Origin of the sequence: Cellulomonas sp. Root485 (assembly GCF_001426705.1) — a bacterium.
Taxonomy (GTDB): domain Bacteria; phylum Actinomycetota; class Actinomycetes; order Actinomycetales; family Cellulomonadaceae; genus Cellulomonas.
The window spans coordinates 1-22,768 of the sequence record NZ_LMFC01000001.1 but is presented as its reverse complement, the minus strand read 5'-3'; the positions used below and the strand labels follow the sequence as shown (position 1 = coordinate 22,768).

At 72.3% G+C, this 22,768-nt stretch carries 27 protein-coding genes and 3 tRNA genes; 12 read left to right on the top strand and 18 right to left on the bottom strand.

Annotated features, from left to right (window positions below; translation table 11 throughout):
• Positions 1-40: 40 nt before the first annotated feature.
• Entirely contained in the window at positions 41-523 is a 483-nt protein-coding gene (locus ASD16_RS00150; protein ID WP_055911538.1) for a hypothetical protein, read from the top strand.
• Here the strand turns inward: ASD16_RS00150 and ASD16_RS00145 are convergent.
• Entirely contained in the window at positions 477-1,538 is a 1,062-nt protein-coding gene (locus tag ASD16_RS00145) for a hypothetical protein (RefSeq protein WP_055911534.1), read from the bottom strand. The two genes, ASD16_RS00150 and ASD16_RS00145, sit on opposite strands and share 47 nt — an antisense overlap.
• Positions 1,539-1,582: 44 nt before the next feature.
• On the opposite strand from ASD16_RS00145, the gene ASD16_RS00140 reads away from it, so the two are divergent.
• Entirely contained in the window at positions 1,583-2,020 is a 438-nt protein-coding gene (locus ASD16_RS00140) for a hypothetical protein (protein ID WP_055911531.1), read from the top strand.
• On the opposite strand, the gene ASD16_RS00135 is transcribed toward ASD16_RS00140, so the two are convergent.
• From ASD16_RS00135 to ASD16_RS00110, 6 genes are read right to left on the bottom strand one after another with little or no spacing between them, the layout of a single operon-like run.
• Positions 2,017-2,886, bottom strand: coding sequence for a prenyltransferase (locus ASD16_RS00135; protein WP_055911528.1), 870 nt, complete (start codon positions 2,884-2,886; stop codon positions 2,017-2,019). The genes ASD16_RS00140 and ASD16_RS00135 overlap by 4 nt on opposite strands.
• Positions 2,883-3,188: a lycopene cyclase domain-containing protein gene (locus tag ASD16_RS00130; protein WP_055911526.1), complete on the bottom strand. Its 306-nt coding sequence runs from the start codon at positions 3,186-3,188 to the stop codon at positions 2,883-2,885. The genes ASD16_RS00135 and ASD16_RS00130 overlap by 4 nt, the downstream gene beginning before the upstream one ends.
• Positions 3,185-3,550, bottom strand: coding sequence for a lycopene cyclase domain-containing protein (locus tag ASD16_RS00125; RefSeq protein WP_055911523.1), 366 nt, complete (start codon positions 3,548-3,550; stop codon positions 3,185-3,187). The genes ASD16_RS00130 and ASD16_RS00125 overlap by 4 nt, the downstream gene beginning before the upstream one ends.
• Positions 3,547-5,193 (bottom strand): phytoene desaturase family protein, encoded by a 1,647-nt coding sequence (gene crtI / locus ASD16_RS00120; RefSeq protein WP_055911521.1) that lies wholly within the window; start codon positions 5,191-5,193, stop codon positions 3,547-3,549. Before crtI ends, ASD16_RS00125 begins: the two co-directional genes overlap by 4 nt.
• On the bottom strand, positions 5,190-6,089 hold the full coding sequence (locus ASD16_RS00115) for a squalene/phytoene synthase family protein (RefSeq protein WP_055915481.1): 900 nt from the start codon (positions 6,087-6,089) through the stop codon (positions 5,190-5,192). Before ASD16_RS00115 ends, crtI begins: the two co-directional genes overlap by 4 nt.
• Before the next feature lie 16 nt (positions 6,090-6,105).
• Positions 6,106-7,248 carry a polyprenyl synthetase family protein gene (locus tag ASD16_RS00110; protein WP_055911518.1) on the bottom strand — a complete coding sequence of 381 codons (1,143 nt, stop codon included), beginning with the start codon at positions 7,246-7,248 and terminating at the stop codon, positions 6,106-6,108.
• 228 nt (positions 7,249-7,476) lie between these two features.
• Here ASD16_RS00110 and galE point away from each other — a divergent pair, with 228 nt between their 5' ends.
• Both galE and ASD16_RS00100 read left to right on the top strand, forming a co-directional pair.
• Positions 7,477-8,436, top strand: a complete 960-nt coding sequence (galE, locus tag ASD16_RS00105; protein ID WP_055911515.1) for a UDP-glucose 4-epimerase GalE — start codon at positions 7,477-7,479, stop codon at positions 8,434-8,436.
• Positions 8,437-8,530: 94 nt separating this feature from the next.
• Positions 8,531-9,019 (top strand): hypothetical protein, encoded by a 489-nt coding sequence (locus ASD16_RS00100; RefSeq protein ID WP_055911512.1) that lies wholly within the window; start codon positions 8,531-8,533, stop codon positions 9,017-9,019.
• A 9-nt stretch (positions 9,020-9,028) separates the two neighbouring features.
• Here ASD16_RS00100 and ASD16_RS00095 read toward each other — a convergent pair whose 3' ends face one another.
• The 3 genes from ASD16_RS00095 to ASD16_RS00085 all read right to left on the bottom strand — a co-directional run bounded on the left by ASD16_RS00095 (position 9,029) and on the right by ASD16_RS00085 (position 11,293).
• Complete coding sequence (locus tag ASD16_RS00095; RefSeq protein WP_055911509.1) at positions 9,029-9,940, bottom strand: LLM class flavin-dependent oxidoreductase; 912 nt, start codon at positions 9,938-9,940, stop codon at positions 9,029-9,031.
• A gap of 84 nt (positions 9,941-10,024) precedes the next feature.
• Complete coding sequence (locus ASD16_RS00090; RefSeq protein WP_055911506.1) at positions 10,025-10,936, bottom strand: cation diffusion facilitator family transporter; 912 nt, start codon at positions 10,934-10,936, stop codon at positions 10,025-10,027.
• A gap of 3 nt (positions 10,937-10,939) precedes the next feature.
• Positions 10,940-11,293: a metallopeptidase family protein gene (locus tag ASD16_RS00085; protein ID WP_055915479.1), complete on the bottom strand. Its 354-nt coding sequence runs from the start codon at positions 11,291-11,293 to the stop codon at positions 10,940-10,942.
• A gap of 148 nt (positions 11,294-11,441) precedes the next feature.
• Between ASD16_RS00085 and ASD16_RS00080 the strand changes: the two genes are divergently transcribed.
• The 7 genes from ASD16_RS00080 (at position 11,442) to ASD16_RS00050 (ending at position 14,213) form a co-directional block, all read left to right on the top strand.
• Positions 11,442-11,514: transfer RNA gene (locus ASD16_RS00080), tRNA-Glu, on the top strand.
• A gap of 45 nt (positions 11,515-11,559) precedes the next feature.
• Positions 11,560-11,633 (top strand) — tRNA-Asp (locus ASD16_RS00075).
• 51 nt (positions 11,634-11,684) lie between these two features.
• Positions 11,685-11,757 (top strand) — tRNA-Phe (locus tag ASD16_RS00070).
• 134 nt (positions 11,758-11,891) lie between these two features.
• A complete protein-coding gene (locus ASD16_RS00065) occupies positions 11,892-12,917 on the top strand; it encodes a DUF389 domain-containing protein (RefSeq protein WP_200942782.1) in 1,026 nt (341 codons plus the stop codon).
• Between the two features lie 67 nt (positions 12,918-12,984).
• Positions 12,985-13,425 carry a phage holin family protein gene (locus tag ASD16_RS00060; RefSeq protein ID WP_055911503.1) on the top strand — a complete coding sequence of 147 codons (441 nt, stop codon included), beginning with the start codon at positions 12,985-12,987 and terminating at the stop codon, positions 13,423-13,425.
• A 66-nt stretch (positions 13,426-13,491) separates the two neighbouring features.
• The gene (locus ASD16_RS00055) at positions 13,492-13,902 is read left to right on the top strand and encodes a phage holin family protein (protein WP_055911500.1); all 411 of its coding nucleotides are present in this window, start codon (positions 13,492-13,494) and stop codon (positions 13,900-13,902) included.
• Entirely contained in the window at positions 13,899-14,213 is a 315-nt protein-coding gene (locus tag ASD16_RS00050) for a DUF3618 domain-containing protein (RefSeq protein WP_055911497.1), read from the top strand. Before ASD16_RS00055 ends, ASD16_RS00050 begins: the two co-directional genes overlap by 4 nt.
• Before the next feature lie 182 nt (positions 14,214-14,395).
• Here ASD16_RS00050 and ASD16_RS00045 read toward each other — a convergent pair whose 3' ends face one another.
• Positions 14,396-14,605, bottom strand: coding sequence for a BldC family transcriptional regulator (locus ASD16_RS00045; protein WP_055911495.1), 210 nt, complete (start codon positions 14,603-14,605; stop codon positions 14,396-14,398).
• Between the two features lie 512 nt (positions 14,606-15,117).
• Here ASD16_RS00045 and ASD16_RS00040 point away from each other — a divergent pair.
• Positions 15,118-15,330, top strand: a complete 213-nt coding sequence (locus ASD16_RS00040; protein WP_055911492.1) for a DUF3073 domain-containing protein — start codon at positions 15,118-15,120, stop codon at positions 15,328-15,330.
• Between the two features lie 322 nt (positions 15,331-15,652).
• Here the strand turns inward: ASD16_RS00040 and purM are convergent, their stop codons facing one another.
• The 7 genes from purM to ASD16_RS00005 form a co-directional block, all read right to left on the bottom strand.
• Entirely contained in the window at positions 15,653-16,783 is a 1,131-nt protein-coding gene (purM, locus tag ASD16_RS00035) for a phosphoribosylformylglycinamidine cyclo-ligase (RefSeq protein WP_055911491.1), read from the bottom strand.
• Complete coding sequence (gene purF / locus ASD16_RS00030) at positions 16,780-18,327, bottom strand: amidophosphoribosyltransferase (RefSeq protein ID WP_055911488.1); 1,548 nt, start codon at positions 18,325-18,327, stop codon at positions 16,780-16,782. The genes purM and purF overlap by 4 nt, the downstream gene beginning before the upstream one ends.
• Before the next feature lie 50 nt (positions 18,328-18,377).
• Positions 18,378-18,767 (bottom strand): histidine kinase, encoded by a 390-nt coding sequence (locus tag ASD16_RS00025; RefSeq protein WP_235523053.1) that lies wholly within the window; start codon positions 18,765-18,767, stop codon positions 18,378-18,380.
• A 35-nt stretch (positions 18,768-18,802) separates the two neighbouring features.
• Entirely contained in the window at positions 18,803-19,183 is a 381-nt protein-coding gene (locus ASD16_RS00020) for a sterol carrier family protein (RefSeq protein ID WP_055911482.1), read from the bottom strand.
• 102 nt (positions 19,184-19,285) lie between these two features.
• Positions 19,286-20,662: a glycoside hydrolase family 6 protein gene (locus tag ASD16_RS00015; RefSeq protein ID WP_055911479.1), complete on the bottom strand. Its 1,377-nt coding sequence runs from the start codon at positions 20,660-20,662 to the stop codon at positions 19,286-19,288.
• A 174-nt stretch (positions 20,663-20,836) separates the two neighbouring features.
• On the bottom strand, positions 20,837-21,847 hold the full coding sequence (rsgA, locus tag ASD16_RS00010) for a ribosome small subunit-dependent GTPase A (RefSeq protein ID WP_235523052.1): 1,011 nt from the start codon (positions 21,845-21,847) through the stop codon (positions 20,837-20,839).
• Between the two features lie 339 nt (positions 21,848-22,186).
• A partial coding sequence (locus ASD16_RS00005) for a polysaccharide lyase family 1 protein (protein WP_369817884.1) occupies positions 22,187-22,768 on the bottom strand: 582 nt, incomplete at its 5' end.

Sequence of the window (22,768 nt, the reverse complement as noted above, 5' to 3'; positions counted from 1 at the left end):
TTCACCCCCAGGTGGACCGGTCCGCTCCTAGCGTGGCGGGATGCCCACCGCTGACCAGCAGGTTCGCTCGCGCCTGGTGCGCGTGCTCGCGGTGCTGGCTGCCCTCGCGACGATCCCGCTGTGGGCCCCGCCGGACCACGTGACCACCTCCGACGGAGTCTTCATGGTTGCGGCGGCCGCTCCCCACGGGGTCGCTGTGGTGCGGCTCGCGGCACTGGTCCTCGTCGTGCTGCTCGCCGGCCTGACGCTGTGGCGCGGCCGGCGCGTCGTGGCGCTCTTCGCGGTGCCGGCCGTGGCGCTGAGCTGGGTGTGGTGGCGCACGGAGGGTGGCGGCAGCTACACCGTCGCGATGTTCGGCTCGGCGGGGCAGGATCCCCCGCACGCGTTCACGTCGCCCTGGTTCGCGGTCGCGGCGGCCCTGGTCCTGCTGGTGGTCCTCACGTGGACGCTCGCCGCGATCGGGATCGCCGCGCGCGTCAGACGCACGCCTCGCGGCGGGCCGAGTACCGGTCGTACAGGGTGACGACCAGGGCGACCACGTAGGCGAAGAGCAGCACGTCGCCGACCGCCACCTGCCCGCGTTGCCCGGTCGCGAACGCCGCGAAGACCAGCATGGTGACGACGCTGATGAGGGTGTTGACAACCACCTCGACGCCGAGCGACGCCCGCCCGCGCCACAGGGCCAGCGCCGCGTGGACCAGCACCGTCCCGGCCACCACGAGCACCACCACGGACAGCCGCCCCTCCGTCAGCGGGTACGACTCGAACAGGACGGCGGTGACCAGCCCCGCCAGCGCGACCTTCTCGGCGAGGTGACCGATGCCCCTCGGCGCGACCCCGACCGGACCCCGCGGCACCCAGCCCACCCGCGCGGCCACGACGTCCGCGTCCACCGTGAACGGCCAGTCCGCGGGCGGCAGGCGCCGGACCACGCGGCGGCCGACCACGACCAGCACGACCGCGAGCACCGCGAGCAGCCCCCAGACCCACGGGTACGCGTCCACCAGCTTCCCGAACTCGTCGGTGAAGTCCAGCTGCGCGACGTGGATCCACCACTCCTGCGGCAGCTTGACCACCACCCAGATGAGGCCCGCCGTCCAGAGGAACGCGGCCTTGCTGAGGCGCGCGGCGTCCCACCGCGTCCGGACCACCTCGATCGCGATCACGAAGTACTCGAACGTGTTCGGGAACACCATGAGCAGCCAGCGCAGGTCGGTCAGCTCGAACAGGAGCACCCCGACCAACCGGTAGTACCAGAGGAATGCCGCAACCCCGACCGCGAACGGGTTGCGCCAGTTCCGCAGCACCGACAGGTAGGCGATCGTCAGGTAGTAGATGTCGAGGGCCTTGTCGTACGACTGGTAGTTGTCGAGCGGCAGCCCGGTGAACGCCGTGAAGATCGACTTGTCGACGCCGTCGATCACCAGCGCGGCGAGGATCGCCGGCAGCGGGAACCGCGGGATGAACAGCGGCACCACCAGCCGCAGCCCCACGACCAGCACGAACACGGTCCAGTCGATCGTGCTCGCGTCCGTCATTCCCGGACTGTAGCCACGATGCCCGGCGTCGGTAGCGTGTTTCCGTGACAGAGCCGACCCGCACCCGCACCGACCGGCTCGCATACGTCCTGGCCCAGGTGGCGGCGGTGCTGGCGGTAGGGATCGGCTTCGCGATGCAGGTCCTGCTCGTCGGGCCCGTCGGGCTGTCCCCCGACCTCGGCTGGGCCGTCGGCCTCACCGCCGTCGTCGTCCTGTCGGCGGGCGTGGCGCTCGCGAGGGTGTCCCCTTCGCGGATCGCCCTCCTGCACGTCGTCCCGGCACTCCTGCTCACGCGGTGGTGGTTCTCCGGAGCGAGCCAGGCGGGCTGGTTCGCCTGGTCGACCGGGTCGGCAGGCGACCCCTCGCCGACGCTCGCGCTCGGTGCCGTCCGCGTCGCCGTCCCGGTCCTGCTCGGGCTCCTGTGGACCCTGACGGGGATCGGGATCGTGACGCAGGTGCGCAGGACCCCGGAGCCCGGCTAGCTCCGGGCGATCACGATCAGCAGCATCGTCACCAGGAAGCCGGTCACCAGGTTCAGCCAGAGGAACCGGCGCCAGCCGACGTTCGCGCGCTCGCAGTCCTCGTCGCGCACCGACCAGAACTGCGCGGCGCTGATCGCGTACGGGATCGGCAGCAGGGCGGCGAGCGTCCCGGGCCACGGCACGACGAGCAGCACCGCGGCCGCCAGCACGTAGAGCACGGTCGACGCGACGACCGTCGGGTGCGCGCCGAGCGCGGTCGCGACGGACGCGATCCCGCCCTCGCGGTCCGCCCGCACGTCCTGCACGGCCCCGAACGCGTGCGACGCCATCCCCCAGAGCACGAAGGCGACCAGCACGGGCCACGTCGTCGAGGCGCTCAGGTCGGCGCCGACCAGCACCAGCGCGTACAGCAGCGGGCCGACGAAGTGCATCGCCGACGTCAGCGAGTCCAGCACCGGGCGCTCCTTGAACCGGAGCACCGGCGCGGAGTACGCCACGACGAGGAACAGGACGAGCGCCAGGGTGAGGTTGGCGGCGAGGTCGCCGACCAGCAGGAGGTAGACGACGAACGGCACCGTCGTGACCAGGCACGCCCACAGGATCCGGCGGTGCACCTCCCGCGCGCGGGCGGGCTCCACGAGGCCGCCCTCGATCCCGCCCTTGCGCGGGTTGCGCAGGTCGGAGGCGTAGTCGAACACGTCGTTGATCCCGTACATCAGCAGGTTGTACGGACCGAGGAAGAACAGGGTGCCGACGACGAACGTCGCGTCGAGGCGCCCACCGGTGGCCAGCAGGTAGCCCGCCGCGAACGGGTACGCGGTGTTGATCCAGGAGAACGGCCGGGACGCGGCGAGGACCTCTCTCACGCGCGGTCCTGACGGGTCGTGCGCCGACCCAGCGCCACCCAGAGCACCGGCATGCCGATGGCGGCGGCGATCGCGTACGCGAAGTCCTCCAGGGGTGCGCCCCAGATGTAGAGGCCGAGGATCTTGTCGGGGTCGAACACGTAGAGGCCGACGTCGATCATGATCGTGTCGAAGACGGCGGTCAGCACGCACAGGTGCAGGACGGTCCACACCAGCGGCATCCCGCGCATCCCCCGCAGCACGCGCCAGGAGAGGGCCCCGAGCACGGCGAGCACGATCACGTTGAGCACGATGTTCGTCATCGCGGCTCTTCGTCGTCGGCGGCGCCGTCGAGGGCCCGGCGCCCCGCCTCGCGCTGCACGGCGCTCTGGTCGAACCACCGCCACGCCAGCAGCGCGGTGTAGCACAGGAGCGCCAGGAAGAACGCCTCCTCGACCGGCAGCTCGGGTGCCAGCAGCAGGCCCGTCATGTGCGGGGAGTCCCCGCGCGCGAAGATCCCGAGCAGGAGCCCGATCCCGTCCCAGAGCAGGAAGGCGACCACGCCGATCCCGACGGTCAGCGCGGCCCGGCGCGGGTCGAACCAGAACGCGAGGCGGAACCGCCGGTCCAGCAGGGCGAGGCCGCCCAGCGAGAGCAGCAGGGCGCCGAGGTACAGGAAACTCATCCGACCGACTCGCTCCACACCCCGCGGGGCCGGGACGAGGCCAGGAACCCGGGTCGCAGCGGGGCGGGCAGGGGTCGCGACGACGTCTCCCCGAGCATCCGCTTGACCACGAGCTCGGCGCTGATCAGGCACATCGGCAGTCCCACACCGGGGATCGTGCCACCTCCGACGTGCAGCACGTTCGGGACGCGCGCCGACGCGTCGCCCGGCCGGAACATCGCGCTCTGCCGCAGGGTGTGCTCCATCCCGAGGGCGGAGCCGCGCCAGGCGGAGAAGTCGCGGGCGAAGTCGGCGGGGGCGACCACCCGGCGGGTCACCACGCGGTCGCGCAGCCCGGGGATCCCTGCCCAGGTCCCGACCTGGTCGAGGTACCGGTCGGCGTGCCGCTCGACGGCGTCCCGGTCCCCCGCTCCCAGCGACGGGTCCGCGGGGAACGGGACGAGCACGAACAGGTTCTCGTGCCCTGGGGGCGCGGCCGTCGGGTCGCTCGCGGACGTCCGCGACACGTACATCGACGCCGCCTCGGGCACCCGCAGGCCGTCCGGCGGGGTCGAGCGACCCGCTCCGAGGATGTCCTCGAAGTTGCCGGGCCAGTCGCGCGTGAAGAACAGCGAGTGGTGCGCCAGCTCGGGGAGCTCCCCGCGCACCCCGGCCATGATCAGCAGCGCGGAGATCCCCGGACCCCGGTCCTCCCACCACGCGCCGGGCAGCTCGCGGTGCCGCCCCAGCAGCGCGGTCTCCGTGTGGTGACGGTCGGCCGCGGACACGACCACGTCGGCGCGGACGAAGCTCCCGTCGGCCAGCCGCACTCCGCGGGCCTCTCCTGACCTGCGCGGATGCCGCAGAGACGGGCGGGCGTCGTCGACCTCGATCGACGCCACGTCGGTCCCCGTGCGCACGTCCACGCCCTCCTTGCGGGCGATCCGCTCAAGCGCCTCGATGACCGTGTACATCCCGCCGCGAGGGAAACGTACGCCGTCGACGAGGTCCAGGTGGCTCATCAGCGAGTACAGCGCGGGCACCCGGTACGGCGAGGACCCGAGGAACACCGCGTGGTAGCCGAGCACCTGCCGGAGCACCGGGTCCGTCACCGTCGCGGCCACCTTGTCGGCGAGCGTGCCCGTCAGCAGGCCCGCCAGGGTCCCCGACTGCTTGGCGACGTCCAGGGACAGCAGCCGGTCCGGCCGCGCGAAGGTCGTGTAGAGGAACGAGTCGAGGGCCGTCCGGTACGCCTGCGTGGAGGCCTCCGTGTACCTGCGGATCGCGTCCCCCGCCCCCGGCTCGCGCGCCTCGAACGTCGCCCAGTTGGTCTCGGCGTCACCGACCACGTCGAACGGCTCCGACACCCCGCCGTCGGCCGGCTCGGGGAACAGTCGGTACGCGGGATCCAGCCGCTCGAGCTCGACGTGGTCCTCGATCCGCTCACCCAGCAGCGCGAACGCGTGCTCGAACACCTCGGGCATGAAGTACCAGGACGGCCCGGTGTCGAACCGGAACCCGTCGACCGACAGCGTCCCGGCCCGCCCGCCCAGCTGGTCGTGCCGTTCCAGCAGGGTCACCAGGGCGCCCCCGCGGGCCAGGAGGGCAGCGGTGGTCAACCCGGCGATGCCCCCACCGATGACGACGACGCGTCCGGCGGTCATGCGTCGACGGCCCGGCCCGCCCGCGCCTCCGCCAGCACGGACTCGCCGACGACCAGCAGCTTCACGGGCGTGGGCAGCCGCACCCGGCCCACCAGGAGGTCCTCCGGCGGCCGCGACGCGATCTCGTCGAGCAGCCGCTGGTACAGCGCGAGGGTGGCGCCCACCGCGTACCGCGCGCGCCGCGGCAGGCTCGGCACGGCCGCCCGTGCCGTCTCCACGTCGTCGGTGATCTCCCGCAGGATCGCGCTCAGCTGCGCGTCGTCCAGGTGTCCCGGGGTCGTGCCCGGGAAGTAGGTGCGGCCGAGCTCCTCGGTGTCGGCACCGAGGTCGCGCAGGAAGTTGATCTTCTGGAACGCCGCACCGAGCGCCCGCGCACCCGCCACCTGCTCCTGGTCGGGCTCCCGTACCGGCTCCCCGGGCTGCCGGTCCTCGTTGAGGAACGCCCGCACGCACATCAGGCCCACCACCTCGGCGGAGCCGTACACGTAGGCCTCGTAGCTGGGCCGGTCGTGCTCGCGCACGGTCAGGTCCGACCGCATGGACGCGAAGAACGGCACGGTCTCCGCGGCGCTGATCCCCACGCGCCGAGCGGTGCGGGCGAACGCGTGCACCACCAGGTTCGTCGAGTAGCCCGTCCGCAGCGCGCGAGCGGTCTGCTCCTCGAGCTCGTCCAGCTCGGCGCCCGCGTCGTCGCCGCGGTAGGTGTCGACCACCTCGTCGGCCAGCCGCACCAGGGCGTACACCGCGCGGATGTCCTCCTGCGCCCGCCGCCCGAGCAGGCGCGTGCCCAGGCCGAACGACGTGGAGTAGGCGGCCAGTACACCCGCGCTCGTCCGCGCGGCGGTGGCGTCGTACAGCCGCAGCGCCCGGTCACGGGCCGTTCGCAGGTCCGACATCGACTCTCCCAGCACCTCAGTGACCCCGTCCGACAAGATCGTCGACGACGCCCACAAGGTAGCCTCCCAACGGCTCGGGCACCCCGTCCACCGCCAGCTCCCGTGCGCGCTGCCCGGTCGCCCGGGTCAGCTCCCGCACCGCGTCCAGCGCCCCGCTCGACACCAGCACGTCCCGCACCGCGGCGGCCCCGGCCTCGTCCAGGTCGGCTCGCCCGACGTGTGCGTCGAGCACCGCGCACCCGGCCTCGTCGGCCATCGCGTACGCCCGGCGCAGCAGCTCGGTGCGCTTGCCCTCGCGCAGGTCGGACAGCACCGACTTGCCGGTCACCGCGGGGTCGCCGAACACCCCCAGGTCGTCGTCGGCGAGCTGGAACGCCACCCCGAGGGCGGACCCCACAGCGCCGAGCCGGGCCACCTGGGCGTCGTCGGCACCCGCCAGCACCGCGCCGACCACGAGCGGCAGGCTGCCGGAGTACGCCGCCGTCTTCAGCTCCGCGACCGCGAGCGCGTCGACGTCCCGGGGCGAGGACAGCGACGCGGTGACGTCCAGCAGCTCCCCGACCACGGTCGTCTCGATGCCCTCGGCGAGCAACCCGACCACCCGCACCAGCGCGGTGCGGTCCGCGGGAGCGCTGGCGACCAGGGCGAAGGCCGACGCGATGGCCAGGTCGCCGGCCAGCAGGCCGGCGGCGAGCACCTGGTCGGTGAGGGTCCTCTCCTTGAGCCCTCGACCGACCAGGCGGGCTCGGGTGGCACCCGCGACGTTGGGCCGCCCGCGGCGCACCTCGTCGTGGTCGAGCAGGTCGTCGTGCACGAGCATCGCGGTGTGCAGCACCTCGATCGCGGCGGCGACGGGGGCGATCGCTGCCGCGTCGTCGCTCCCGAGCCCCAGGTACGCGGCGACGGCGAGGCGTGGCCGCATGAGCTTGCCACCCACGCCGTCCGCCAGGTCGGCCCAGAGTCGCGCCGCGACGTCGGACCGCGCGGCGGCGGCGCGCACGCGCGCGTCGAGGAACTCCTGCAGCACCGACGACGTCACCGCCATGGTCCGTTCGACGGCCTCCGCCAGGTCCGCGCGCTCCGCGACCTCGGGGTGGGCGTCGGTCTGCAGAGTTCGCGACGTGCCCGACTGCGTCCGCAGCGCCGACTCGACGTGCATGCGCTCTCCCGTCCCTGCTGATGAAGGCTGCCGTCACCGGCCCGTCCGACCCGCCCGACCGCCGCCCGCGAGAAATACTCAGCCTACTGAGCATTCTCCGGACCGCCACCGCGCAGGACTGTTCTGCACCCTTCGCCCGCAGGGCCCTCGGCGGATGCACCCCGCGCCGACTTTCCTGCGCGACGGACACGTCGGCCGCCTGGCGCGGTCGTCGGTACGCTCGGCTCCATGACATGGCTGGTCACCGGGGGTGCCGGGTACATCGGGTCGCACGTGGTGCGGGCGTTCGGGCAGGTCGGGCTGGAGACGGTGGTCCTGGACGACCTGTCCAGCGGTCACCGGGACTTCGTCCCCGACGGGGTGCCGCTGGTGGAGGGATCGATCCTCGACACCGACCTCGTGGCGGACACGCTCGTGCAGCACGGCATCGTCGGCGTCGTGCACCTCGCCGGGTTCAAGTACGCGGGCGTCTCCGTGGACCGGCCCCTGCACACGTACGACCAGAACGTCACCGGCACGGCTCACCTGCTCGAGGCGATGGCCTCCCAGGGCGTCGACGCGATCGTGTTCTCGTCGTCGGCCGCCGTCTACGGCACCCCGGACGTCGACCTGGTGACCGAGACCACCGCGACGGCCCCGGAGTCCCCGTACGGCGAGTCCAAGCTCATCGGCGAGTGGCTGCTGCGGGACCAGGGCCGGGCCGTCGGGCTGCGGCACACGTCCCTGCGCTACTTCAACGTCGTCGGCTCCGCCACCCCCGACCTGTACGACACCAGCCCGCACAACCTCTTCCCCCTCGTGCTGGACGCGCTGGCCGGGGGTCGCACACCGCGGATCAACGGAACCGACTACGCGACGCCGGACGGCACCTGCGTCCGCGACTACATCCACGTGTCCGACCTGGCGGGCTCGCACGTCGCCGCGGCCCAGGCGCTCGCCGCGGGCCGGACCCTGGAGCCGGTCTACAACCTGGGCTCGGGGACGGGCGTCTCGGTGCGGGAGATCATGACCGCCATGGCCGAGGGCACGGGCATCCCGTTCGAGCCCGAGGTGGCCCCGCGCCGCCCGGGAGACCCGGCGCGCATCGTGGCATCCGGCGAGCTGGCGGCCCGGGACCTCGACTGGCAGATGCGCCACACCCTCCTGGACATGGTCACCAGCGCCTGGGAAGCCCGCCAGGCCCACTGACGCCTTCCCGGTCCGTCGTTCCGCCCACACGGCCTGGTCACGGGTGCGACGATGCGCGCGCACCTCTGCGCACCCGACCGAGGAACGGAACGACATGACCGAGACGCGCCAGTACGTGGACGACATCAGCAGCAGCCTGCGCACGGCCGGGTACGAGGTCGGGATGCACGCGATCGGCGGGATGCCGGCGTTGACCGGCTACCGGTCCGACTTCAAGCTGCAGTGGATGGCCAGCAGGCTGCACACCTTCGTCACCGTGCGCTCGGTCCCGGTGGTGACGGTCGGCGAGCTGGAGGCGTTCGCCCAGGCGTCCCTGGAGTACACCAAGGCCGCCAAGGGCGCGATGCGCGGGGTCCAGTCCGGCGTCGCGGCGATCGCGGTGCTGGTGGGCGAGCGCGTCGAGGAGGACGCGGCGCAGTACGCCCGCAAGCAGCTCGTGCGGAACTTCGCCGCCTTCGCCTGGCCCGTCACCGTCGACCTGAGCACGGGCGAACGAAGCAGCCACCGTGGCCGGCCCACGATCGGCGCGATCTTCACCGGCTGGATGCGCAAGCAGATCGCCACGGCACTCCCGGAGCTCTGAGCCGCTCGCTCAGAGCGCCTGCAGCCTCGGGAGCTGGTCCACCAGGCCCTCCAGCACGGACTCGTCACCGGCGTAGATGCCGTCGGCGCGCGGCCAGTGGACCACCACGTCGGTGAACCCCAGCGCCGCCGCACGCTCGATGCCCTCGGTGACCACGTCGAGGGAGGTCATCGAGAAGATCGGCGCGCCGTCCAGGCTCAGGTACCGGCGCAGCGGTGGTGCGCCCGCGGGCCGGTGCTCGGCCTCGATCGCATCGACCTGGTCGAGCATCGTCGCCAGGCCCGTCCACCACTGCTCCTGCGCGGCGCGGGGCTCGTCGGGCACGTCCTCCGTCGCGTACGCGGGTCCGTAGGTGGCCCACCCCTGCCCGTACCGCGCGGCCAGCGCCATCGTGCGCGGTCCGTTGGCGGCGACGACGAACGGGGTGCGCGGCTGCGCGATCGTGCCGGGGATCATCCGTGCCTCGTCGGCCCGGTAGAACGTGCCCTGGTGCGACGTCACGGGCTGGGTCAGCAGCTGGTCGAGCAGCCCCACGAACTCCTCGAACCGGCGCGTCCGCTCGCCACGGGTGGGCGGGTCGCCCAGGACCGAGGCGTCGAACCCCTCACCGCCGGCACCCACCCCGAGCAGGAACCGGCCGTTGCTGACGTCGTCGAGCCCCAGCACGTCCTTCGCGAACGGGACCGGGTGGCGGAAGTTGGGCGACGCCACCCACGTGCCGAGCCCGATCCGCTCGGTGACCGCGGCGGCGGCGGCGAGCAGCGGGACGGTCGCGAACCACGGCTGGTCGACGAGCGTGCGCCAGGCCAGGTGGTCGTACGTCCACGCGTGGTCGAACCCCCACTCCTCGACCTGGACCCACCGGCGACGAGCAGACACCCACCGCTCCTGCGGCAGCAACGCGATCCCCACAGCAACCATGCGCCGACCCTAGGCCCGCCGACCCACAGCGTCCGCACTCGTGCGGCTCGGAGCCCGCACGAGTGCGAACGTCGCGGCGGCGGGTCAGGCGTGGGCGTGGTGCTCCGTGCCGGTGGTGGACGGGGGTTCCAGCTGGAACGTGCAGTGGTCGACGTCGAAGTGGCCGGCCAGGCAGTGCCGAAGGTCGCCGAGCACGCGTCCGGCCTCACCCCGGGACAGGAGGTCGTCGGGCACCTCGACGTGCGCGGAGAGCACCGGGACGCCGGACGTGATGGTCCAGGCGTGCAGGTCGTGCACGCCGAGCACACCGGGGACGCCGCAGATGTGCGCGCGGATCGCGTCCAGGTCGACGCCGCGCGGGGTGGCCTCCAGGAGCACCGTCCCCACCTCGCGCAGCAGCGAGACCGCCCGCGGCACGATCATCAGGCCGATGAGCACCGACGCGATGCCGTCGGCCCGCAGGTACCCGGTAGCCAGCACGACCAGCGCGGCCGCGACGACCGCCGCGGACCCCAGCAGGTCCCCGAGCACCTCCAGGTAGGCACCCCGCACGGTCAGCGACTCCTCCTGACCGCGGCGCAGGAGCGCCAGACCGACCCCGTTGGCGACGAGCCCGACGACCGCGACGGCGAGCATCAGCCCCGCCTCCACCTCGCCGGGTGTGACGATCCGCCTGATCCCGCCCACGATCACGCCGACCCCGACAGCCCCGATGACCAGCCCGTTCACCAGCGCGGCGAGGATCTCCGCGCGCTGCCACCCGAACGTGCGGGCGGCGGTCGCGGGCCGTGCGGCGAGCGCGGTGGCGCCGAGCGCCAGGCCGACCCCGGCCGCGTCGGTGAGCATGTGCCCCGCGTCGGCGATCAGCGCGAACGACCCCGAGACCAGACCGCCGACCACCTCGACCACGAGCACGACGAGCGTGAGGACGAGGACCGCGAGGAGCCGGCCGCGATGCGCCTGGGCCGCGGTGGAGTGGGAGTGGTCGTGTCCCACGAGTCAGTCCCAGCCCAGCTCGTGCAGCCGCTCGTCGTCGATGCCGAAGTGGTGGGCGATCTCGTGCACGACCGTGACGGCGACCTCCTCGACGACCTCCTCGCGGCTGTCGCAGACGGCGAGCGTCGGCAGGCGGAAGATCGTGATCCGGTCGGGCAGCGACCCGGCGGCCCAGAACTCCCCGCGCTCCGTCAGCGGGGTGCCCTCGTAGAGCCCGAGCAGGTCGACCTCGCCCTCGGGCGGCGCGTCCTCGACGAGGACCACCACGTTGTCCATCATCGCCGCGAGCTCGTCGGGGATCTCGTCGAGCGCGTCACGGACCGCGTCCTCGAACTCGGCGGGAGACATGTCGACCATGAACCCATCCTGCCTGCTCAGCGACGTGAGCAGGCGGGTGACGACCGCCACTGTCGATCGACTTTGGAGTTCGGGCCGCTGACCCCGTATGCTCATCACCGGTCATCCGGCGCCTCGGCGTTGGGGGTTGGATGTTCGCGTTGGACACGCCCCCATCGTCTAGCGGCCTAGGACCCCGCCCTTTCACGGCGGTAGCACGGGTTCGAATCCCGTTGGGGGTACGAGCAGTTCAGAAGTTCAGCAGTACAGGCCTTGCAGCAGTTCAAGGCCCCGTAGCGCAGTTGGTTAGCGCGCCGCCCTGTCACGGCGGAGGTCGCGGGTTCAAGTCCCGTCGGGGTCGCTCGATCCGCCCGGTCATCCTGTTCACAGGAACCCGGGCGTCGTCGGTTACGGCCACTTAGCTCAGTTGGTAGAGCGTTCGACTGAAAATCGAAAGGTCGGCAGTTCGACCCTGCCAGTGGCCACAGCAGAAGCCCCGCCCGGACTCCGGAGCGGGGCTTCGTCGTCCTCCCCCCGACGCCGTGCGGCGCGTCTCCTCGGACCGGCCGGTCAGGTCCGCGACGATGACGAGGATCCACCGGGAGCTCGGGGAGGCGCTGTGGCCAGCCTGACGACGATCACCGCCGAGGACATCGACCGCATCCGGACGTCGGTCTTCATCGAGCCGCCGGTCACCAGCCGCTCGTCGACGCGGTTCTGGGTGCTCCTCGTGCTGGCGTCGGTCATCGCGTCGGCCGGCGTCGTCGCGGACTCCACGGCGACCGTCATCGGCGCCATGATCGTGGCCCCGCTGATGACGCCGATCCTCGGGATCGCGCTCGCCGTCGTGCTCGCCGACCGGCCCCACCTGCTCCGCAGCCTGGTGCACGTGATCCTCGGCGCTCTCGTGGTGATCGCCATCGGCTACCTCGTGGGGATGCTGGTCGACCCCGCCGACGACTACGTGGGCAACTCGCAGGTCGCCGGCCGGATCAGCCCCAAGCTCATCGACCTGCTCGCCGCCCTGGCGACCGGCACCGTCGGCGCGTTCGCGCTGGTGCGCTCGGACATCTCCGACGCGCTGCCGGGCGTCGCGATCGCCATCTCGCTCGTCCCTCCGCTCTCCGTCACCGGCCTGCTCCTGGAGGCCGGACGCACGGCCGACGCTGCGGAGTCGACGCTCCTGTTCCTGACCAACGTGGCGGCGATCATCGCGACCGGGACCCTGGTCCTCGGCCTCGCCGGGGTCCGGTCCGCCGCGCAGGCCGCCGGCGGACCGGTCGGGCGCACCAGCCGCCGGACGATCGCGCTCGTGGTCGGGCTGCTGGTCGTCGTCGCGGTCCCGTTGGCCGCAGGCTCCGTGCGGGTGGCGCGCGACCAGCACCTCGAGACGACCGCCCGGCCGGTCGCCGAGGAGTGGGCTCGCGACGCCGGCTGGGAGGTCACGAGGGTCACGGCGCTGAACGGCCTGGTGACCGTCGACGCGCTGGGCCCGCCGCCGTCGATCGACCCGGAGACGCTCCGCGACGCCTTCGACGACCAGACGCTCCAGGACGTCGACCTGCGGCTCCGCCTCGTCGTGGGCGGCACCCGCCTCTGCCCGGCCGACGCGGACGCGTGCTCGGCACCGGTCCCGGGCGGGTAGAGCGCGGCGGACCCCTGACCAGCGCTCTTCCTCCTACGCTGGGTGCACCGCCGTACGAGGAGGACCCATGGCCAGCACCCCCGGTGCCGATCGACCCCGCAGCTTCTTCGACCGGTTGACGGAGCCGTTCACGGACCGGGCGCGCGAGAAGTTCGAGCAGGCCGAGGACCACGTCCGCGAAGCCATCCAGCACGAGATCGACGCCGTGGCACGCAGTGTCCGGACGCGGGCCATCGAGGTGCGCCCGTCCGCCATCGGGTTCGGCGTCGCCGCGCTCCTCAGCTTCTTCGGTCTGGCCCTCCTGGTCACCGCCTCCGTGCTGGGCCTGTCCCACGCCGTCGAGCCCTGGCTCTCGGCGCTCATCATCGGCGTCGCCCTCCTGCTCATCGGCGCCGGCGTCGCCGCGTGGGCCAAGCGGCACCTGCCTCCCGGACCGTCGGTGTCGGTGGTCCGCATCCACGAGCCGGTCCACCCCGCCGAGGAGCAGGTGCACCCGTGGGCAGACTGACTCGCGGGCGGGTTCGCCGACCACCAGACTGATGCCCTACGGACAAGCAGACGAGAGGCCGTGCCCATGACCACGCAGTCGGGACTGCCGGGCGACGAGAAGTCGCTGGGCCAGCTGGTGTCCGAGCTCAGCGAGCAAGGAGCGCGGCTGGTCCGCGCCGAGATCGACCTGGCCAAGGCGGAGATCACCGGGCGGGCGCAGCAGCTGGGCGTCGGTGCCGGGCTCATCATCGCCGGCGCCGTGCTGGCGCTCTACCTGCTCGCCGCCGGGATCGCCACCACCATCATCGTGCTGGACCTGTGGCTCGACCTGTGGCTGGCCGCGCTGATCGTGTGCGCGTTCCTGCTGCTCGTGATCGTGATCCTGGTCCTGATCGGCATCAACCGCGTGAAGGCCGGGTCGCCACCGACGCCGGCGAAGGCGATCGAGAACGTGCAGCAGGACATCGAGGCAGTCAAGGCGGGGTTCAGCGCATGAGCGACGAGTCGGTCCAGAAGCCCGCGAGCACGCAGAAGCCCTTCAGCACACCCGAGATGGTGGCTCTGGAGGCCGAGCTCGCGGTGACCCGTGCCCAGCTGGCGTCGACGGTGGACGAGCTCGTGGCTCGCCTGGACCCGCGTGCGCAGGCCGGGCGGGCCGTCGCGTCGGGACGTCAGCTCTGGAGTGATGCGACGAGCAGCGGCGTGGCGCCGGACGCCCGCAAGAAGGCGCTGGCCGTGATCGGCGGGGTCGCGGCGGGGGCGGTGGCTCTGCTCGCGCTCGTCATCGCCGCGGGCCGCAAGAGCTGAGCGTCAGGTCCTGCTCGACGTCTCTCGGGACAGGAGAACTGCGAGGCTCGCGTCGTCGCGAGCCCCGCAGTTCTTCGTGTGCAGATCGGGAGGGCAGTCTGTGGAGCGGGGCGTACCGTGCGCTCGACCGTCGAGCGCCCGTCGATCCTGGTCGACGGGCTCGGCCGGGCGGGTGCGGTCGCTCAGCCGTCCGACGCGCGCTGCTGCGGAACACCGTTCAGCAGGTCGCGCACCTCGGACTCGCGGTAACGCCGGTGACCACCGAGGGTGCGGATCGAGGACAGCTTCCCGGCCTTGGCCCACCGGGTCACAGTCTTCGGATCAACCCGGAACAGAGTCGCGACCTCGGAGGGCGTGAGCAGTGCTTCGGTCTCTACGGGGTGTGCGTTCATCAGCTGCCTCCTGGCAAGCGTGCGGCCCGCGGTGCCGACAGTGCCGGCGCCCGGCCAGTTCAGGTGCGGGTGGTGCAGGGTCCAACCGTGTGAATCGTTCTTGCGATGCCGAGCCTACGTCGTCGATGCCCAAATCATGACATCGCCCCTCTAGCATGAACGAAAGCCGCAGACAGCGCATTCCGGGACACGTTCCCGTAACGAACCTCTACAGGACTCTCATAGAACTCTCATACCGCTGCACTCTGCGGCCACAGCACCACCCTAAACCCGACCAAACGGTCATACGCACCGACGCGCGCATCCGTCCACGCACGCTTGGACGGGTGACCTGGACCCGCGGTCGGCACGAACCGGTCGGAGGCGGGCACGTGACGCGGATCGCCCGCGGCGAGTGGTCGGAATAGCGAACGACCATGTACCGTTGCCCCTCGAAGAGACGATTCAGCACCCCGGGGCCGCACGTGTCAGCACGGAGCCGCCCCGCATCCACGTAAGAGGGGGTCGATGCCATGGGGCGCGGCCGTCAGAAGGCTAAGCAGACGAAGGTGGCCCGGGAGCTGAAGTACTTCAGCCCGGAGACCAACTACCGAGCTCTCGAGCAGGAGCTCACGTCGCACGGCCACAACGATGTCGTCACCGACAACCGCCCTCGCGCGGCTGTGGAGACGGACACTGACGACGACAGCGACGACTACCGGCGCTGGTCCGACGACGACCGCTGACGCGGTCGTCACTCATCTCGCGCCCGTCGCGGGATCGCCGAGCGAGACGGCGGCAGCCCAGCTGTCGCTCGTCTCGCACGTCGCTCTCTGGGCCCTTGCTGTCATGGTCGTGCTCTCCGCCGTCCTGCCGAGGTGGGGCTACCAGGTCACGCACTCCCCTGACGCCCGTCGGCGGTCTGCGCGCTGGGCTGGTGGCTCACGGCCGTAGCCGTGGTCCTCGCGTTGATCAGCACGACGCCCGCGCACTACGCACGGCAACCACGGCGCGGCTCGTCGGGCTACGCCCTGCTGTCACCGCGGTCGACGCCCGGTGGCACCCCGGCTACGCCCGGTAGGCACCCGTGAGCCGGACCGCTCCGCCGTGCACGCCCTTCGTCCCGGCCACGAAGCCCGGGGCGCCGACGACGTCGGTCGCGGGGTCGGCGTGCCGGACGGTGCCCAGCTCCCAGGCCGGCAGCCCGAGCTCGGCGGCGTGCGCGAGGACCCCGTCCACGGCGTCGGCGGCGACGATCGCGACCATGCCGACACCCAGGTTGAGCGTGCCCTCCAGGTCGGTCCACGGCACCTGCCCCAAGCGCTGCACCAGCGAGAAGATCGGCTGCAGCGTCCACCCCGAGCGGTCGATGTCCGCGACCAGACCCTGCGGCAGCACGCGGGCGACGTTCGACGCGAGCCCACCACCGGTGACGTGGCTGTACGCGTGCAGGCCGGCGACACCGGCGCGCTCCGCCAGCGCGAGGCAGTCGGACGCGTAGACGCGGGTGGGCTCCAGGAGCTCCTCCCCCAGCGTCCGGCCGAGCTCGTCGACGTGGCGGTCCAGCGACCAGCCGGCCACCGACACGACCTTGCGGACCAGCGAGTACCCGTTGGAGTGCAGACCGCTCGAGCCCAGGGCGAGCAGCACGTCTCCGGCGCGCACCCGCTCCGGGCCCAGCAGCTGGTCGGCCTCGACGACGCCCGTCGCGGCACCGGCCACGTCGTACTCGTCGGGACCCAGCAGCCCCGGGTGCTCGGCGGTCTCGCCACCGACGAGGGCCGTCCCGGCCACCGAGCAGGCCGCCGCGATGCCGCGCACGATGCCGGCGATGCGCTCGGGCACCACGCGGCCGCACGCGATGTAGTCCGTCATGAACAGCGGCTTGGCGCCGACCACGACGATGTCGTCGACGACCATGCCCACCAGGTCGAACCCGATGGTGTCGTGGATGTCGAGGGCCTGCGCGATGGCGACCTTGGTGCCGACCCCGTCGGTCGACGTGGCCAGCAGCGGCTTGCGGTAGGTCAGCAGCGCGCTGGCGTCGTAGAGCCCCGCGAAGCCGCCGACGCCACCGAGCACCTGCGGCCCGTGCGTCGCCTTGACGGCGTCCTTCATCAGCTCGACGGCCTTGTCCCCGGCCTCGGTGTCGACGCCCGCGGTCGCATAGGTGACCTGCGTGCCCGGCGCCCCGCTCACGGGTGGTCCAGGGCGCTCGCGCCACCGGCGCTGGGCACGATCGAGAGCAGACCGTCCTCGGGTGCACCCAGCGGGAGCTCGTTCTGCTCGAGCAGGAACTTGCCGAGCCGGTCGTCCGGGGGCAGCTCGATGGGGTACTGGCCCGTGAAGCAGGCGGCGCAGAGCTGCGACGCGGGCTGCTCGGTGGCGGCGATCATGCCCTCCGGGGAGATGTAGCCGAGCGAGTCGGCGCCCAGCGACGCGGCGATCTCGTCGACCCCCAGGCCGTTGGCGATGAGCTCGGCGCGGGACGCGAAGTCGATGCCGTAGAAGCACGGCCACTTCACCGGCGGGGAGCTGATGCGCACGTGCACCTCGGCGGCTCCGGCCTCACGCAGCATCCGGATCAGGGCGCGCTGGGTGTTGCCGCGGACGATCGAGTCGTCGACGACCACCAGGCGCTTGCCGCGGATCACGTCCTTGAGCGGGTTGAGCTTGAGCCGGATGCCGAGCTGGCGCAGGGTCTGCGACGGCTGGATGAACGTGCGCCCGACATAGGCGTTCTTGGTCAGTCCCTGGCCGAACGTGATGCCGGACTCGGCGGCGTAGCCGACGGCCGCGGGTGTCCCGGACTCGGGCACGGGGATGACCAGGTCGGCCTCGACCGGGTGCTCGACCGCGAGGCGCCGGCCCATCGCGACGCGCGCGGCGTGCACGGACCGACCGGCGATGGAGGTGTCGGGACGCGCGAGGTAGACGTACTCGAAGACGCATCCGGCACGGTCGATCGTCGCGAAGCGGCTGCTGCGCAGACCGTCGGCGTCGATCGCGATGAACTCCCCGGGCTCGATCTCGCGGACGAACGAGGCGCCGACGATGTCGAGGGCCGGGGTCTCGCTGGCCACGACCCAGCCGCGCTCCAGCCGGCCGAGGACCAGCGGCCGGACGCCCTGCGGGTCCCGCGCGGCGTACAGCGTGTGCTCGTCCATGAAGACCAGGCTGAACGCGCCGCGCAGGCGCGGGAGCACCTCGAGCGCGGTGGCCTCCAGGGTGTGGTCCGGGTCCCCCGCCAGCAGCGCCGTGATCAGCGCGGTGTCGGTGGTGTTGCCGCGCGCGAGCTCCCCGCGCCGCTGGCTGCCGTACCGCTCGGCGACGAGGTCGACCAGCTCCGCGGCGTTGGTGAGGTTGCCGTTGTGGCCCAGGGCGACGGTGCCGGCGGCCGTGGGGCCGAGCGTCGGCTGCGCGTTCTCCCAGGTGCTGCCACCGGTGGTCGAGTAGCGCGTGTGCCCGATGGCGATGTGCCCCTGCAGGGCGTTCAGCGCGGTCTCGTCGAAGACCTGGGAGACGAGACCCATGTCCTTGTAGACCAGCAGCTGCTGGCCGTTGGAGGTGGCGATGCCCGCCGACTCCTGACCACGGTGCTGCAGTGCGTAGAGACCGAAGTAGGTCAGCTTGGCGACTTCCTCGCCAGGTGCCCACACACCGAAGACGCCACAAGCGTCCTGGGGGCCTTTTTCGTTGGGGAGGAGGTCGTGGTTCAGACGTCCGTCTGCGCGGGGGGCCACGTGCCTATGGTCGCACAGTCCTCGTGGTGGGCGACCAGGGTGACCGCGCGTCAGACGGTGGGGCGGACGGCCTTGCGCACGCTGCGCCGGTCCGCGAGCACCGCGACGAGCCCGCCGAGGAACCCACCGAGGACGCCACCGGCGACGGCCATGACGGTGCGCACGGCACCCTCGCCGTCGAGGAACGAGATGAAGCCGGAGCCGTCGGCCACCCAGGGGACCTCGGGGCGGACGACCGCGACCAGCACCAGGGCCACGACGACGCCGACGAGGACGCCCGCGGTGATGAACGCGCCGTACTTGGGGGCGTGGCGCACGGTCGCCGGCTGCGCGACCAGGGCCAGCTCCTCCTCCGAGGGGATCGGCACGCCGCGCGCGTCCACGGGAACCGACGGACCGGGCGCTGGTTCCGGGGTCACGGGCTGGGGGTCGTCAGGCACCCCGTGATCCTAGGTCAGCGCCCCCGTCGGCGTGCTCAGCCGCGGTGGCGGGCGGCCTGCAGCGGGAGCCACTCGCGCAGGTCGGCGCGCTCGCCGGACGCCCGGATCCGGCCGTCGGCCACGGCGGAGTCCCAGGTCAGCGCGCCGGTCGCCAGTCCGAGCCAGGTCTGCGCGTCCGTCTCCACGACGTTCGGCGGGGTCCCACGGGTGTGACGAGGTCCCTCCACCGCCTGCACGGCGCCGTCCGGTGGGACCCGGACCTCGACCGCGTTGCCGGGCGCCACCTCGGCGAGCTCCTCGAGGGTGAACCGCACCGCGGTGCGCCGGGCGGACGTCGGGGCGCCGGACGGGTCAGCCCGCCAGACGGCAAGTGCGGCCCGCCCGTCGGCAGGATCGGTACGACGGCGCGGCGGCATGGTCCGATTCTCCCCGACGCCGAGGGGACTGCCGTGTGAGGTCGCCGCCCCACGCACGAGGGCCTGCGGGGACGAACCCCCGCAGGCCCTCGTGTCAGGCGGTCACCACGTGGCGTTGCGCGCCAGCTCCAGGGCGATCTCCTGGTACCACGCACCGGCGGACGGGCCGCCGTTGCAGGTGCCGTCGGACTCGCCGGGCAGCTTGACCCACAGGAGGGCCTCCAGGCCCGAGCCGTCGTTCACCAGGGTCGGCTTCTCGCCGAGCGCCCGGCCGCGCGGGTTGCACCACTCGCCGTTGGAGCCGTTGCCGTTGCGGGAGGTGTCGATGACGAACTTCTTGCCGCCCAGCTGCTGGGAGATCTGCTGGCCGTACGTCTTCGACGCCGAGGTGGTGTGGTAGTTCGACGTGTTCAGCGCGAAGCCGACCGCGTACTCGAAGCCGACCTGGTTGAGGCGGCTCACGACGGTGCTGACCGGCAGCCAGCCCGAGTTGCCGGCGTCGATGAAGACGCGTGCGCCCTTGAGCGTGAGTGCCTTCGCGGCGTACTTCAGGAAGCCGATGCGGTCGCCCTGGCCGTTGCAGTCGCCCAGCTGGGCGAGCGCGTCGGGCTCGAGGATCACGTACGGGCGGCCCTGGATGCCGGACGCGATCGTGTCGATCCACGCCGCGTAGGCGCTCTCGGCCACGCCGCCACCGGAGTACGAGCCGCAGTCACGGCCGGGGATGGCGTAGACGACGAGCGTCCCCGTCTTGCCGGCGGCGACGGCGCGACCGGTGTAGTCGGCGACCTCGGCCTTGGCGTGCGCCGCGTCGGCCCAGTTGCCCACCCAGTACGCGGCCGGCGTCAGGGCGATCTTCGCGAGCAGCGTCTTGTCGGAGCCGCCCGCCGCCTGCCACGCGCGGTACGCCTGCGTGGTGGGGTCGAGGTAGAAGTTGCTGCTGTTCGGCGGGTTGGTCACCGTCGGCGTGGGGGTCGGGGTCTGCGTCGCCGTGGGGGTCGGCGTCGGCGTCTGCGTCGCCGTGGGGGTCGGCGTCGGGGTCTGCGTCGCGGTGGGCGTCTGCGTCGGCGTCGTGCCGGTGCAGGTGGTGCCGTTCAGCGTGAAGGTCGACGGGACCGGGTTGGACCCGCTCCAGGAGCCGTTGAACCCGAAGTTCGTCTTCCCGTTCGTGCCCACCGAGCCGTTGTACGGAAGGCTCGCGACGGAGACCGACGAACCGCTCTGGGTCGCGCTGCCGTTCCAGAGCTGCGTGATCTTCTGCCCGGCCGTGAAGGTCCACCCGACCGTCCACGAGCTGACCGGGTCACCCAGGTTGGTGACCGTGACGTCGGCGCCGTAGCCACCGCCCCACTGGTTCGTGATCTTGTACTCGACCTTGCAGCCGGGCGCGGCCTGCGCTGCGGTCGCGGCGGCCGTGAGGCCTCCGACCGCGATGGTCGCGGCAGCGAGCAGCGCGGTGGCGGATCTGCGGGTGGGCATGGGTCTCCTCGGGACGTCTGTGTCTGGGCGGGGTGGGCCGCACGTCGGCGATGACGGCGGCGCACCCCGGTCCCGACGAGGAAACCCGACCGCCCTCAGGTCTGGCGAGCGCTCGGCCGGATACGAAACGTTTTGGTACTCGATCCGGGTCGTCGATGCGCTTCCGCGACCGTCTCAGGGACGCGGGCGGCCGGGTCCGCGCAGGCCCCGCTGGTACTCCTTGGTGACCTTCTTCCACCGGTCGCGCTCCTCGGCCCGCAGCCGCGCGTCCGACCGCCGCGCCTGGTAGGCCGCCTCGCGCGCCAGCCGGCGCCAGCTGTCGAACCGGCGCTCGGCGAGCTCACCGTTGTCGAGCGCCGCCTGGATCGCGCAGCCCGGCTCGCCCGCGTGGTGGCAGTCGGCGAACCGGCACGCGGCGGCCAGCTCCGCGACGTCCGCGAAGGTCGTGTCCAGCGCGTCCTCGTCGGCCACCACGCCGACCCCGCGGATGCCGGGCGTGTCGATGAGCATCGCGCCGCCGGCGAGCGGGACCAGCTCACGATGCGTGGTGGTGTGCCGGCCGCGCCCGTCGACCCGGCGCTCACCCGTCGCCATGACGTCCCGGCCGGCGAGCGCGTTGACCAGGGTGGACTTGCCCGCGCCCGACGGGCCGACGGCGACGAGTGTGGCGCCCGGGACGAGCAGTGCCCGCAGGGCGTCGATCCCCTGGCCGGTGGGGACGCTGACCGTGTGGACGTCGACCGCGAGCGCCACCGCCTCGACCTCCGCGGTCATCCCCTCGGGGTCCGGGACGAGGTCGGCCTTCGTCAGGACGACGACGGGCGTCGCCCCCGAGCGCCATGCGAGCGTGAGCATCCGCTCGACGCGGCCGAGGTCCGGGTCGGGCTCCAGGTGCTCGACCACGAGGACGACGTCGATGTTGGCGGCGAGCGCCTGCACCCGGGAGGTGGCGCCCGCGCTGTCGCGGACCAGGGCGGTGGTGCGGGGACGCAGGCTCGGCCCCGTGTCGTCGACGCGCAGCCAGTCGCCGACCGTCGGCGGCAGCCGTTCGCCGTCCTCCGTCGCGAGCAGGCCGTCCCGGTCGAGCTCCACCCGGTGCGGCTCGTGCTCGCCGTCCAGCCCGTCGGCGGGCAGCACGAGCACGGCGCCCTTGTCGGCGCGCACCACACGGAAGAGGTCGGTCACACCACGACGGTACGAGCGCGCGGCAGCGAGGAGCCACGGAAATAGGAAGGGCCGCGCACCGCGCGGCCCTTCCTCTTCCAGGACTCAGAGGTGGCCGACCCCCGCACCGGAGGTGACGATCGACTTCACCGTGCTCGCGGTGTCGAGCGTGTAGGAGTACGTCACCGACTTCACCGAGCCACCGGTCTGGCCGGCGGTGGAGTTGACGAAGTAGTTGTTCCTCGCCACGAGCGTGCCCGCCGGGGACGAGCCCTCACCGAGGTGGAAGGTGNGCGCGGCAGCGAGGAGCCACGGAAATAGGAAGGGCCGCGCACCGCGCGGCCCTTCCTCTTCCAGGACTCAGAGGTGGCCGACCCCCGCACCGGAGGTGACGATCGACTTCACCGTGCTCGCGGTGTCGAGCGTGTAGGAGTACGTCACCGACTTCACCGAGCCACCGGTCTGGCCGGCGGTGGAGCTGACGAAGTAGTTGTTCCTCGCCACGAGCGTGCCCGCCGGGGACGAGCCCTCACCGAGGTGGAAGGTGTCGTCGGTGTTCTCGAAGTAGTTGCCCTCGACCAGGACACCACCYTCCATCGTGGAGGCCACCCCGTACGACCCGACCGAGCTGTACAGGTTGTTGAACACGTGCACCGGGTTGCCGAACCGCACCCGCGGGTTGCGCTGGTTGGTGCCGTCGAACCAGTTGTGGTGGTACGTGACCCGCAGCTTGCCGCGGTCCTGGGACCCGTTGTCGTCCGAGTGCCCGACCAGGGAGTTCTTGTCCTGCCCGTCGAAGTGGTTCCAGGAGATCGTCACGTAGTCCGAGCCRCGCTTGGTGTCCACCGAGCCGTCGTAGCCGGTGAAGAACGTGTTGTGGTCGATCCAGACGTTGGTCGACGTCTCGATGTTGATCGCGTCGTCGTCCCAGTCGTCGAACGA